Raw genomic sequence first — 13,560 nt, 5'->3', positions numbered from 1 at the left:
TATTGACTGTTTGCAAACTATTCGCGTATGCTGGTTTTATCGTGCAGCGTTAATGCTGCAATTTCGTCTTTCCTTTTAAAGGAAACGCCCTTATGTTGTTGCATGTATCTGATGAGATCTCCGGTTATTTTCACCATCTGCGGCGTACCGCCAATGCGGTCATGAAAACTCATAGATAGCTGCCTTCTTTTAAATTCAGCTTCTGCATATAGTTGATCAAACTCCTGTTTTACCTGATTGAAAAATTGGTCTACTGAAAAGTTTTTTCCTTCAATCAAAAGAATATCATTGTTGCGAAGGGTATAAGGCACTACAACAAAATCGCTGCCATTTACCTGAATAATAAAAGGTTCATCCCGGCTCAGGTCGTCAATATGATACCTGAAATCAAGCTCCTGTAAAATTTTTAAGGTGTTTTCTCCTCTGCGGAGCCAGTTTGCATTATAACCTACCGGCGTTGCACCGGTAATTTTTTTAATGGCATCTGCGCCATCACTGATAAACTTTTTTTCCTGATCATACGAGAGATTATACTGGGAGCTCCAGTTCATTCCATGCGCAGCTGCTTCATGTCCCCGCTCCACGATTTCTTTTGCAAGTTGCGGATTCTTCAACACGGCAGTACCTACCATGTGAGAAGTAACCTTGATGCCATATCTATCCCAATTATCCAACATTCTTGGAATTCCTTCTTTATAGCCGTATTCATACCACGTAGCAGCGGGCAGATCTTTGTATCCTTTTTCCAGGTTATCGGGAAACGGACTCTCTGCATTATCAGGGTGACCACCTGCTTCAAATTGCATGGAAATGGAGACCACTAATCTTGAGCCATCGGCCCATTTTGACCGTATATTCATTGATTGACGTGTTGAGTTTTGTTGAAGTAGATCCTTGAAGGGCATTATGCCACCGATACCAATTGTACCTGTCATTTTCATGAATGTTCTGCGCGACTGCATTGTTTATAATTTTACTTTTTTAATAAATGATCCAGCGCGAAGGCATTCGCATCAAGAAAATGTAAAAGAACCGCCAAAAGCGCCAGATGAATGATCTGAGAAGGAACGGCTTCCCAATTTTCGATCATGGTTGTTCCAAACAATAACAGCAGCATTACCATGCCGCCAGCTACCAGTGCATACTTAGTCAAAAAACCGGCAAGCAGCAGGAAGCCGATGGCAAACTCCACAAAGGGAAGCGCATAACTGAATGGTATAACCAGGGCTTGCGGCAGAATAGACCTTGTGAAATTATCAGCCATCCAATTGCTGAAGGCCTTGAGCTTGGGAAAACGGACGAGGCCATGCCCAAAAAAACTGACACCAATAGCCAGCCGAAGTAGTAAGAAAGAAATAGTGCTCATCGTATTGAGTTTTGATGTTATTAATAGAACAAAATTCCGTTTGCGTACCCTGATAGATTTGTACTTTTAATTGAAAAATTTGTACTTTGGAAGGATGCAAGTCAGTAATCTTCATAAACCATTCGAATTAGGTGTTTTCGAATCCGATACGTACACGGTAGCCGAGCATAAGAACACCTATTTTGAGTTGGTGTTTATCCTGGAAGGCAACGGGGTTCAGGTTATTAATAAGCATAAGTTGCCTTACAGCCCTGATAAATTGTTCCTGATCTTTCCGCAGGATACATATGGCTTCGAGATAAATGAAAGAACCCGCTTTTTCTTTTTGCGTTTTAATGAGAGCTATTTGAAGACGCAGTCTAAGGAATGGCTGCAGAAGCTGGAATACATTTTTAATAATCACAATCACCTGCCAGGTTGTATCCTTAAAAATGTAGAAGACAAGCCTTTGATCAGGGCGCTGGCCGAAGCTTTGTTAAAGGAGCAGCAAAGGATGAGTACAGCGAGGCAGGAAGTCATACAGCAATTGCTGAATACGATCATTACTATTTCCGCAACCAACATCGCGCTGCAACAATCCGCTACAACATATCTTCCTTCCCAACCTATGTCGGTTGTGGGTTATATACACCTGAATATTTATACGCCAGAAGCCTTACGAATAGAAAAGTTGGCAGGGCATTTTAATGTGTCGCCTGGTTATATGAGCGATTATTTTAAACGGCAAACGGGCGAGACTTTACAGAATTATATTAATGCCTACCGGCTACATTTGATAGAGGCGCGGCTATTACATACTTCTTCCCGGCTGAATGAAATTGCCAGCGATTTTGGCCTGGCCGATGTAAGTCATTTGAATAAACTATTCAAAAGATACAGGGGTATGAGCCCTACTGAGTTCAGAAAAGCAAAATTGGGATCAGGTTGAAACGTTGAGGGGGTATAGGATTTTTCATCAATATGTTCCGGCTTAAAGAATGACAGAAAATTCCAAAGCCCATCCGCCAACTGTTGGCCAGGTTACGATAAATAAAAGGGTACCAGTGACAACCAAAACAGGAAGTGCAAATTTGCCCAGAGTATGTCGCCGGTAACCAGGTGAACGGGGAAGGTGTTCGAAGGTGGTCTCATATATGATGGGGTACACTTCGAACACCCCGGCTCCACCGAGCCCTCATTCACAACTACAACACCATCAAAGAAAAAGGGCTTCTCTTGTTAGAGAAGCCCTTGAGTGATTTTCCTGTTTCGGAAGGTTGACCTTTTGTACAGGAACGGTTGGTGCAGGCAAGGCATGGTTTTTATATTCCTATAATAGGTCATACATCGTCACCACTAAATCTCCCGTCTGAAAAAGCATCTTACATATCTTTTTAGGGTATTAAAAATATTTCTGGCGGTTATATTGGTGCTGGTTATTACAGTTGTTTTGTATGTTTCTGTTAATAAGCAAAGGATCATCCGGCAGGTGACTATGGAAATTAGTGACCAGATAAACGGCCGGGTTAACATTGGAAATATTGAACTTAGCTTTCTCAGAAATTTCCCCCATGTATCTGTATTACTCCAGAACGTCAGCATTACAGATTCGCTGTTTAATATTCACCATTATACATTTTTTAAGGGGAAGGAAATATTTGTCAGCATCAATGTTTTAAAACTGATCAATAACCAACCTCCTATTAAAGGCATCTGGCTTAAAACAGGTGAACTACATTTGTACACCGATTCAACAGGGTATACCAATACTTACCTGCTTCGTTTAAAAAGAGATACGTCAGGCAGCACCCGGCAAAGTGAAGCAAAAAATGAATTAAAGAACCTGGTTCTCAAAGATGTTCGCTTTATTGTTGATGATCGAAAAAAAGCAAAATTGTATGACCTGGTAATTAATCAGCTTAAAGTGGGTGTTTACAATAAGGAGTACGGTCTTGTATTATCCAGCAGGGTCAATATCCTGGTAAAAAGTCTTGCCTTTAATACAGCAAGGGGAAGCTTTGTGAAAGACAAAGTCTTCCTTGGCCATTTTAATGTGTTATATCAAAAGGAACTCAAACTCCTTTCCTTCGATAGTATTAATATACAATTATCCGGGCAACCATTTAATTTGAGCGCACAATTTGAGTGGGCAGGCGCTCAACCGCAATACAAACTGCGTATACACACGCACAAAGTATCATACGATTTTATCAAATCTGCCCTGCCGCAAAAACTAATCAGGGCCCTCTCCATTGTTGATATCAATAATTCATTGGATGCAAACGCGGCTATAACCGGACCGCTCAAAGGTGGTGAACCTAAAGTATATGTAACCTGGCATGCCAAAGATGCTAATTTAAATACACTTTTCATGGATTTTGAACAGGCCACCTTCAGTGGTTTTTACAGCAATGAAGTGGTGGCAGGCCTGTCCAGAAAAGACCCTAATTCGGAGATAGAAATAAATGATTTTACGGCCAGGTGGCATGGGTTACCTGTAAGATCTGAAAAGATCAGGATCCTTAATTTATATCAGCCTTTACTTACCTGCGATCTGACATCAAATTTTTCCCTTACCAAATTAAACGAACTGATAGGAAGCAACACCTTATATTTAAACCAGGGAGAAGGAAACGTACAATTAAATTACGTAGGACCGCTGGTTAAAAATGATAATACGAATTCATTTTTAAATGGTACCGTTTCATTTAAAAATGCCGTTATTGAATATCTTCCGCGAAAGGTAGAAATGAAAAAAGTGAGTGGCAAGCTGGTTTTCAAAAACTCGGATGTGTTTGTTGAGAACCTGCAATGTGAAGTATTTAATAATACCATTACTATGGATGGACAGGCCAAAAGCCTGCTTACCCTTATTAATACACAACCTGATAACGCAAATATTAATTGGAACATTCATATGCCCGTAATGAAACTGGGCGCATTCTTATACATGTTCAAATCAAAAGAACCGGGCAGGCGGCAATTGGCAAAAAAATCTACTTTGCAGGCCATTGCTGATAAAATCGATGATTTCATAGAACGTGGAAGATTTCAGGTGAAATTAAATGCAGGCAAGCTTATCTATAAAGATTTTGAAGGAAGGAATGCGTTGGCCGATATTACGCTCCTCAATGATCGCTATATTATCAACAACGTGAGTATGGATCATTCAGGAGGACATATCGCATTAAAAGGTAGCCTGTTGAACCAAACAAGTTTTCATATGGCTAACCTGGAAGTAAATATGGATAATGTAGATGTTCGCAAAGTGTTTGCCGGTTTCAACAATTTTGGACAGGATGGACTTACAGCTCAAAGTCTCGAAGGAAAACTAAGTGCACACGTTGAAGCCACCATGAAAATTGCAAATGACGGCCATATTATTCCTTCTACCATCGTAAGCCAGGTAGATTTCTCCCTGAAAGACGGCGCCCTCAATAATTATGAACCTATAAAAAAATTACAGCACTTTATATTTAAGAAAAGGAATTTTGACAATATCCGGTTTGCCGAATTAAAGGATCGGCTGGAAATAAGTAACCAGGAAGTCAGGATCAACCGAATGGAAATTCAATCCAGTGTCATGTCAATATTCGTAGAGGGAGTATACAGTAAAAAAGGTACTACCGATCTAAGCATACAGGTTCCATTGAGCAACCTTAAAAAGCGTGATGAGGATTATAACCCGGAAAATATTGGCGTTAATAAAAAAGGGGGTAAAAGCATTTTTATCCGCGGCAGGCCGGGTGAAGATGGAAATATAAAATTTAAACTTGACCTGTTTAAATGGTATAACAAGGAAAAGAAAGCAGATACGGTTTTAAACTATAAAGTGACCGGTTAAGATCACATTTCCAAAATAGACGAACAACTCAAGCTGAACAGGTAACCGGCTCACTTGTGAGGGTAAATGCGGATGGTACGTTCAGCGTCATCGCCGACAAACTTGATCGACCCACCTCACTTGAAATAATCGGGAACACTGCATACGTCATCACACTTGTCGGTGAAATATGGACTATAGATAACATCGCCAGTCCGCCGTATGGTCAGGCTCACTAGAAACACTGCCAGCATCATCCTGGCTGACAGGTAAGTACATAAATAAGCATTGCCCTGTGAGGTTTATAGTGCATAGTTCAGCGAAATATATTTTAAAACCTCGATGTTCAAATGAACTTAAACAAGCAAAGCGGTAGCGCTCGAATATGTGCAAGTTCCTTCGGCATCGGGGTTTCCCGTTCCCGCAATGCCTCTCCTACAAAGGTTTTTTTGTTTAGCTGAGGACATTGTGGCATCTCCGCTTTTGTTGGTGATCCATCAAAAAGTGCAACTCTCCACAATGAACCGTAAAAACAGATAACCGATTCGTTTATCAACTAAAGATTTGTTTTCAAGAAGGTGGTTGTTTTTTCCAAGCTCTAATAACCAACTCATATACTGTTCACGTGTAAGTATACGTCGTTATTCCCCCGCGCCGGGCGGTTTTTACCAGATATTTTCAATGCTAAATGGGATTGGTTTGGCAAAATCGGTCAACTATCGGTTAAGTTTAGCCTAAAGTTATCCTGACGTTAAAGCTAACTTTAGATTAAACCAAACTAATGCTATGATGAAAAAGCTTTTTTTATCATGTGTACTGCTATGCCTGCTTTTCTATGCTCATGCTCAGCAGGTTATAATCACAGGAGTCGTTACTGACCCGGGAAATGCACCGATCCCAAATGCCAGCGTAAAAATCAGGGGCACCGACAAGGGAACTACTACCAACGACAAGGGTTTCTTTTCTATTCCAACATCCATCAATGCCGTGCTGGAAATATCTTCGGTGGGCTATGCCGCTCAAACCGTAAAGATCACCAGCGATAAGCAGCTTTCCCTTAAGTTGACTGAATCGAACAGCAACCTGTCGGAAACCGTGATCATTGGTTATCAAAAAGTGACCCGTAAGAAGAATACCGCTGCGGTTTCCAGTATTTCGGGGAGGGAACTGGCGAACCTGCCCGCCTCCAGTTTTGACCAGCTATTGCAAGGCCGGCTTTCCGGTGTAAACGTACAAAACTTCAGCGGCGCGCCCGGCGCCTCTCCTTCTGTAAGTGTACGGGGAAGTTCGTTGCTGAGCTCAGCTTACGATGAAAATAATGTGCTCAACAGTCCTTTATATGTAGTAGACGGGGTGCCCCAGCCTACCGAAACCTATGTAGGGCCTGGAACAGGCACTGGCCTTAACTATCTCGGCGGTGTAAACCCCAATGACATCGAGTCTATCGACGTTTTGAAAGACGCTTCAGCAGCTGCTATTTATGGTTCCCGCGCCGCCAATGGCGTTATCCTCATTACCACTAAGAAAGGCAGGACGGGCGCTCCCAAAGTGATCTTATCGGGCTATGCCGGTATTGTGCAACGCCCCAAACTCCGTGACGTTACGCTCGGCGTGGAGGAAAGAAGGGCCAAACTGGCCATCCTGCAGCAACAACTGGATTATAACCAGCAAAGGGGATTGCCGGCGCTTATTACAGATAGCCTGAATCCTGCTTTCAATGGAAATACCGACTGGCAGGACATGTTCTACCAATCCGGTAATGTAAAGAATGCCGATCTGAGCCTTAGCGGCGCCAGTGAAGGCGGTGCCTCCTACCGCTTCAGCACGAACTACTACGATGAAAAAGGTATCATCAAAGCTACCGGCTTTAAAAGATATACCATGCGCCTGAACCTGGGCGCCCGTGCACTGGGTGGTAAACTGGACATTAATCCCATCATCAATTACTCGCGTACCGATAAAGCTCGCGGCAATGGCGATGGCAATAGCCCCATCAGCCTTGGCGCCAGTAATATGCCATCATCCCTGTTTAACCTCGACCCGAATAAAAAGGCATTCCTGCTGGGGCAATACGATGACAACCTCGACAAAAACATTTCAAACCAGTTCAACTTTACCCTGAACCTGAGCTATGCCATCAGTAATCACCTGAAAATTACGTCGCTCACTTCTTATCTCAATAAGAATTCCCGCCGCGATTATAACCGAACCAATGAACTGCAGAATGGTAATGGTAATTATTCCTATACCTTCTCCGACAATGAGATCAACATCCTGTCATCCAATTACATGAGCTATGTAAATACTTTTGGCAAACATAACCTCAGCGTGGTAGCTGGCCAGGAATTCACCTACGATCAATACCAGAACACCCAGGCATCGGGATTTGGTGGCGCCTCCGACCAGATCCAGGTAGTACAGGGCTTCCAGCAATTAAAAATAGGCGCGTATTCCGACTACCAGGCTTATGGCTTATTGTCGTACTATGCGCGTATGGCGTATGACTTCAATGGCAAATACCTGCTTTCGGGTAGTATACGTACCGATGGTTCTTCCCGTTTTGGTGAAAACAACAAATGGGGTTTCTTTCCGTCTGTATCGGCGGCATGGATCCTGACGGAAGAGTCATGGATGAAAGCCGTGGCGAATACGTTCTCCATGATCAAGCTTCGCGCAAGCCTTGGAACTTCCGGCGCCATGCCCACCGAAAACTACCTGCAATACAACCTGTATAATGTAAATGCCGGCGGATTTAATGGTAATGGCAGCGCAGGCACCTACAACGCTATCACCGCTATTACACCCAACTTCTACAATGGAGCCGCCCAGAAAGGATTGAGCTGGGAAAAATCAAAACAATGGAATATAGGCACCGATATAGAGGTGTTGAATGGCAAATATTCCGCCTCGCTCGACTTTTACAACAAAGAAAATTCCTTTGGTTTGTTCTCAGTTATACTGCCCGTGACATCGGGCTATGATGTGGCCAAAACCAATTCAATAGGTGTGCGGAATGCAGGTGTGGAATTAACCCTGGCAGCTAACTTCCTGCCAAAACAGAGCCAACTCAAATGGTTCAGCCGGCTCAATATCGCCTATAACAAGAATAAGATCATGAACCTGCCCAATGGCGGCCGAGACCTGGTATTGAGTGGGGACCGTTTCGACAAATCACATATCCTTTCTGTTGGCAGCCCTATCAATGCCTTTTACCTGTACAAAACGCTTGGCGTATATTCTACTGATAAGGACGTTCCCATCAATCCTTATACCGGCACCCACTTAAGGAATCCCAATGGCGAGTACCGCGGGGGCGACTTCCAGTTTGCAGATCTCGATGGCGATTATCTCATTGACGTATTCAACGATGGTCTCAACCCCGATAAAATGCCTGTCGGCGATCCCAATCCAAAGATCACCGGTGGCTTTACGAACAATTTCTCCTGGAAGAACTTTTCCCTCGGCGTATTCTGCACTTTTACCTTCGACCGCGATGTGCTGAACCTGTTCAAAGCCGACCGCTTCTCCAACTCCACCGATGGCGACCCGTATAATAACTTTGTACGATACTCCATTCCCGATCTCAATAAGATCAATATATGGCGCCAATCAGGTGATAATGCGCAATATGCCAAATACGACCTGGGCACTTATCGCTACTATTATACATCAGCCCAGACCTTCTTTCTTGAAAAAGGAGATTACTTCAGGATCAAAAGCGTTACGCTGGGCTATGAGCTTCCCCAGAAGTTCCTTAGCAGGTTCAAGATCGACCGGTTCAAGGTATTTGGCGTTGTCGACAATCTGGCGATATTCCAGCGGTCACATGACCTGCCCGATGCCGAAGCTGTTAATTCATACGGTGAATACAGCGGTGCAGGATATCCTATTCCTAAAAAAATCACCCTGGGCCTCGAAGTTCAATTCTAATGTAACCGCATAAATAGAAAAAGCATGGAACGCAAATTATCAATATATACCATTCTACTACTATTAGTATGCATTGTCACAGGCAGTGCGTGCAAAAAGATCCTGGAACAAACACCGAAGAACTCGACCTACGATGAGGTGTTCTGGAAGTCGGGCCGCGATTATCAATCGGCCCTGGCCGGCAATTATGCCTTACTGCGAAATACACTAACCAATAAAAACAACCGCTATTACTTGTATGGCGATGCGGTTGCCAAGAATTATTTCACCATCGATTATAATGGCGATGGGCTGGAAGGTATTCAAAATGGCGATTTTACATTCAAGTACAATGTGCAAAGCCTGGGCGACTGGACGCTGTTTTTTAAGACCATTACCATGAGCAACCTCATCATCAGCAAGATTGATAAGGCAACCGACAAAGATCTTTCCGATATAGACAATATCACAGAATTCAGGAAGAAAATAAAGGGACAGGCACTGTTTATCCGGGCTTTCACTTATTTTGAAATGACGCGCGTTTGGGGCGATGTACCGCTCGTTATCGAAGCATACGAAGATCCGATCACTGCGCCCCAGTTACCGCGTACTTCAGCCACCGACGTACAAAAGCAGATCGAAAAGGATTGTAAAGAAGCCGCAGCCCTGCTGAATTGGGGTTATACCGTAAAATCGGAAAGAGCAGTCACGGCTAATAAAGGTTCTGTATATGCACTGCTGACGCACCTGTATCTGTGGCGCGCCACCATGGCCGATCTCAACTCGAAAGTGCCGAACCCGGCGGATGTGCAAAATGCCGATACGACCCTTACCAGACTACTGGCCGAGGGCGGTTATTCCTATACCGATACGTCCAATTATTACATGACCTTTGTCGGCCGCAGCAACACCGCCACTTCACCGGAAGGCATTTTCCAACTATACATGGACGATAGAACACAGGAAGGTTCCAGTGCGCACATCGGCCTGGAATTCCTTCGCGGTGCCGAATATGTATCTTACTTCGGCAACAACGCACGCTTTTGGGTGCCCAATTCTTACTTCAACAACAATTACCAGTTCTGGTACTGGGATGGCAGCCAGTGGACACGCCCTCTTGATACGCTCGATGTTCGTTACCGCAAGAACTTCGATTATGTGAATAGTGCTAAACCCATGTGCCGTAAATACAGTAATGTAGTATACCGGAATCCCGGACAAAACCTCGACGCCTATCTAAGTAATGATATGGTCATCTTTCGCTACTCCGATATGAAATTGCTGCAGGCAGAGATAGCGCTTTATAAAAATGACCTCAATACGGCGATACAGGTGATCAATGAATCGCGGCAGCGCAATGGCTCCAATCCTGCTAACCGGGTTGATGATACATATACCCGCGACGACCTGATGAATGAATACATTGTGGAGCGTGGAAAGGAGATGTACCTGGAAGGTCATATCTTTTTCGACCTGCTCAGAACAAGGATGTATCCCAACTTTGTTGACTGGCTTTCTGAAGGCCGTTTTGCAAGGGGTGGTTTTTATTGGCCGGTAAGCCCTTCCCTGTTCAAGGAAAACAGGTTCCTGGTACAAACTTCTTACTGGCTGGGCAAGATTTGATCATTGTGTTTAACTCAATTATCTTTTTATTATGAAAAATATTATAGTATCACTACTTATACTTGTTATGGCCGGCAGTATTGTATCCTGCAACAAAAACAGCTATAAAGCAGATGGCGGCACGCACAACCCAAAGGTCGATATGACCACATACGATTACCTGAAGTCAAAACCCCAATTCTCTTCCCTGGTGCATTTAATAGACAGGGCCGGACTAAAAGAGACGGTCAATGGCGACATTACATTCTTTGCCTGCACCAACTACAGTGTGGATGAGTTTGTAAGAGCACGCTACTACAGAAGGGCCATTGAGCTGCATGATGAAAATATTATTTATACGCTCGACAGTCTTCCATTGCAGGAAGTGAAGGACTCGCTGAAGATGTATATGTTCTATGGCGACCTGGGCCGCGATAAGCTAACAGTGGAAGGGAAGTACTATCAAAACCTGCTGGGTCCCATTCCCAATGCATCGTTTTACATCAACCTCAGGCGAACACAGGATTACGGCAGTTACATCGATCATGTGGATTACATCCGTTTTACCAAAGTGATCGGCACACGCGACGAAACAGAGCCCGATCAAACCACCATCCCGGCAAAAGATAAGGACATGGGATATGATTGCCAAACCACTGGTATTATTACCAACACCGGCACCATCCATGTGTTGAGCAACTTTCACCGGTTATTCTTCAATACCGAACCGCTGCCTTAATGTGAACATACATTATCACTATTCTCTTACAAACAAGATATTACACCATGAGAAAAATAATCTACTTGCTGCTGGTCCTTATAATAACCGGTATGGCCTGTAAAAAAATACAGGAAGGTTTTTTGAGCGATACCATGCGCTATATCGATAAGAATATCTATTGCCTGCGCGGTCTGCCACTGGTGCAATCGCAACGAATAGATATCGATGGCTCTACCCCGCCCATTAACTTTGACATGCAGAACCTGCGCTATGAAAACGGAGATCCTGCGCCGAAAGAGTTTTTCAGGGAATATGAAGTGCTCATGTTCAAACCCGGAATGACTTTCGATATTAAAACCGATACCACCGTAGCCGAACTGAATAAGAAAAGGGAAAAGAGAATTGTGACGCCTATGGAGTTCAATCCCGTGAGCGGACAGATCAGCTTCAACCGTGGTTCCGTAAACATTCCCCTGGGCAAATATATCTTCGACCTGCAGGCGACCAATGTAAATGGCACCAAACTGTTTCCTTCATTCGGCACTATCAATATTGTGGACCCGCTTCCCGAAGATATCTTCCTGCAGGAAGACAATGTTTCCAACGCCTTTCACGATGTAACCGGCGTTGCAACAGCACACAAAAATCCAAAGCTCACCTTTACCAAAGTATCTAACGATGGCGCCCGGATCATCCTGAAGATCTCTGACAAGAACGGCAAACCCTTCAATCCCAAAGCCGGCGAGATCATCCGGCGTGGCGACCGCCCAACCTTTGAAAACTATGCCCGATTCACCCCGGTACAATTCACCGATACGGCTATGATCTGCGACTTTGAAGTAGCGCCTTTCCCATTGGCAAAATATATAACCCCTACCACCGATTGGGGGCACCTGATCTATTACCGCATACCCAGCAAGTTTGCAACCATAGATGGTTTTACACCCGGCTTGTATTCGGTTAATCCCCGCTTTGCCTTTACCCTGAAAATGGAAGGCACGTATATCATCGAGCTAAGGCTGACAGATGTCACCCGGACAAACTGAGCATAGACTTAGCCATCTCAACGCTTTGCTATCTTTAGGAAATGCATCCTGCCAAAAGCCGGATGCATTTTTTGAAGACTTTTCTCACGATACCTCTCTCAAAAATCATGGCCTGCACAATCTCGTCCCTCTATTCCAAATTAAAACCTAATTATGGCCAAATTGAAGTATCGCGATTACACTAAAACATTAATAATCTATAAATTACTTTCATTTATCACTGCGAGGTGCGAAAGTGTTTTTTTCACGTTTTTTATTTGTTACGTTATCAGGAGTTGAACCAAAATCTTATAAAGTCGAACCAATACCTAATCGCTAACTACTTGACAACGAGCAAATAAAAAAGGCTTCAAAACTGAAGCCTTTCCTCTGTAGCGGGATCGGGAGTTGAACCCGAGACCTTTGGGTTATGAATCCAACGCTCTAACCACCTGAGCTATCCCGCCGATTATGTTTGTTGAACCCGGGTCCGCCAATTGGCGGCATGAATCCAACGCTTTCCATCATTTCTCCATTTATCATGGGGGTGAAATAATGGGGTGCAAAAATAGAAAAAAATCGCTTCCGGGAAAATTTTATTAGGCCTTATGGTACAATTATTTACGAAAATCCCGAAAAATATCGTTTTACAGGTTTTAAAGAACCTGTTTAAGGTTAAATCGGGTGTTTAATTTGTAAATCCTTAGTAAAAATTCCTTAAAGCCCTTCTGACCGCAAATAATCCTCCAACCCATTCAATTATTCACAAATTCCTTCCAGCCAAAAGCATGGGGTTTGGTGAGACGGGCTCTGCATCAAGTCTAATTGTTGGGGATTGGTATAAGTCTCCACAAGCTAATTTCCCCGCTTTTTAGCCCACTTTTCCCAGCCCGGGACAATCGAAGCGTGACCGAAGCTTGACCGAAGCTTGACCGTAGCTTTCCTGAAAGTATTCTCTAAATGGGAACAATTTAGAACAGAGTCATCCAATCCTTGAAATGACCAATATTCACCATCCCTCGGATCTTAGCTGCACCTAATTCCTGCCTCACTCATACCAGGCTTTGGATTTCTTCGCAAATTTGCGAAGCAGCCCCAGTGTTGCTCCAAAGGAATCCCGAAGCATTTCCGAAGA

Annotated in this window: 8 protein-coding genes and 1 tRNA gene; 6 read left to right on the top strand and 3 right to left on the bottom strand. The window is 43.8% G+C overall.

Going from position 1 to position 13,560, the window contains the following annotated elements:
- Nucleotides 1–17 precede the first annotated feature (17 nt).
- Entirely contained in the window at nucleotides 18–860 is an 843-nt protein-coding gene (locus A3860_RS30885; protein WP_245843670.1) for a polysaccharide deacetylase family protein, read from the bottom strand.
- A 113-nt stretch (nucleotides 861–973) separates the two neighbouring features.
- On the bottom strand, nucleotides 974–1,366 hold the full coding sequence (locus A3860_RS30880) for a DoxX family membrane protein (RefSeq protein WP_081153989.1): 393 nt from the start codon (nucleotides 1,364–1,366) through the stop codon (nucleotides 974–976).
- Nucleotides 1,367–1,460: 94 nt separating this feature from the next.
- Here A3860_RS30880 and A3860_RS30875 point away from each other — a divergent pair, with 94 nt between their 5' ends.
- From A3860_RS30875 to A3860_RS30850, 6 genes are all read left to right on the top strand, one after another.
- Nucleotides 1,461–2,294, top strand: coding sequence for an AraC family transcriptional regulator (locus A3860_RS30875; protein WP_081153987.1), 834 nt, complete (start codon nucleotides 1,461–1,463; stop codon nucleotides 2,292–2,294).
- A 546-nt stretch (nucleotides 2,295–2,840) separates the two neighbouring features.
- On the top strand, nucleotides 2,841–5,189 hold the full coding sequence (locus A3860_RS30870; protein ID WP_143774342.1) for a YhdP family protein: 2,349 nt from the start codon (nucleotides 2,841–2,843) through the stop codon (nucleotides 5,187–5,189).
- A gap of 765 nt (nucleotides 5,190–5,954) precedes the next feature.
- On the top strand, nucleotides 5,955–9,098 hold the full coding sequence (locus A3860_RS30865) for a SusC/RagA family TonB-linked outer membrane protein (RefSeq protein WP_081153983.1): 3,144 nt from the start codon (nucleotides 5,955–5,957) through the stop codon (nucleotides 9,096–9,098).
- A gap of 24 nt (nucleotides 9,099–9,122) precedes the next feature.
- Nucleotides 9,123–10,700: a RagB/SusD family nutrient uptake outer membrane protein gene (locus tag A3860_RS30860; protein ID WP_081153981.1), complete on the top strand. Its 1,578-nt coding sequence runs from the start codon at nucleotides 9,123–9,125 to the stop codon at nucleotides 10,698–10,700.
- A 31-nt stretch (nucleotides 10,701–10,731) separates the two neighbouring features.
- On the top strand, nucleotides 10,732–11,418 hold the full coding sequence (locus A3860_RS30855; protein WP_143774341.1) for a hypothetical protein: 687 nt from the start codon (nucleotides 10,732–10,734) through the stop codon (nucleotides 11,416–11,418).
- A 47-nt stretch (nucleotides 11,419–11,465) separates the two neighbouring features.
- Complete coding sequence (locus A3860_RS30850; RefSeq protein WP_081153977.1) at nucleotides 11,466–12,446, top strand: DUF5007 domain-containing protein; 981 nt, start codon at nucleotides 11,466–11,468, stop codon at nucleotides 12,444–12,446.
- A 372-nt stretch (nucleotides 12,447–12,818) separates the two neighbouring features.
- Here the strand turns inward: A3860_RS30850 and A3860_RS30845 are convergent.
- Nucleotides 12,819–12,892 (bottom strand) — tRNA-Met (locus tag A3860_RS30845).
- Between the last annotated feature and the right edge of the window lie 668 nt (nucleotides 12,893–13,560).

This window comes from Niastella vici (assembly GCF_002077945.1).
GTDB classification, from domain to species: Bacteria; Bacteroidota; Bacteroidia; order Chitinophagales; family Chitinophagaceae; genus Niastella; species Niastella vici.
This window is presented reverse-complemented; position numbering and strand designations above follow the sequence as displayed.

Excerpts from the sequence above, each read along its gene's own strand:
- A3860_RS30885 (WP_245843670.1), bottom strand. The coding sequence starts at position 860 with ATGAATATACGGTCAAAATGGGCCGATGGCTCAAGATTAGTGGTCTCC.
- A3860_RS30880 (WP_081153989.1), bottom strand. The coding sequence starts at position 1,366 with ATGAGCACTATTTCTTTCTTACTACTTCGGCTGGCTATTGGTGTCAGT.
- A3860_RS30875 (WP_081153987.1), top strand. The coding sequence starts at position 1,461 with ATGCAAGTCAGTAATCTTCATAAACCATTCGAATTAGGTGTTTTCGAA.
- A3860_RS30870 (WP_143774342.1), top strand. The coding sequence starts at position 2,841 with ATGGAAATTAGTGACCAGATAAACGGCCGGGTTAACATTGGAAATATT.
- A3860_RS30865 (WP_081153983.1), top strand. The coding sequence starts at position 5,955 with ATGATGAAAAAGCTTTTTTTATCATGTGTACTGCTATGCCTGCTTTTC.
- A3860_RS30860 (WP_081153981.1), top strand. The coding sequence starts at position 9,123 with ATGGAACGCAAATTATCAATATATACCATTCTACTACTATTAGTATGC.
- A3860_RS30855 (WP_143774341.1), top strand. The coding sequence starts at position 10,732 with ATGAAAAATATTATAGTATCACTACTTATACTTGTTATGGCCGGCAGT.
- A3860_RS30850 (WP_081153977.1), top strand. The coding sequence starts at position 11,466 with ATGAGAAAAATAATCTACTTGCTGCTGGTCCTTATAATAACCGGTATG.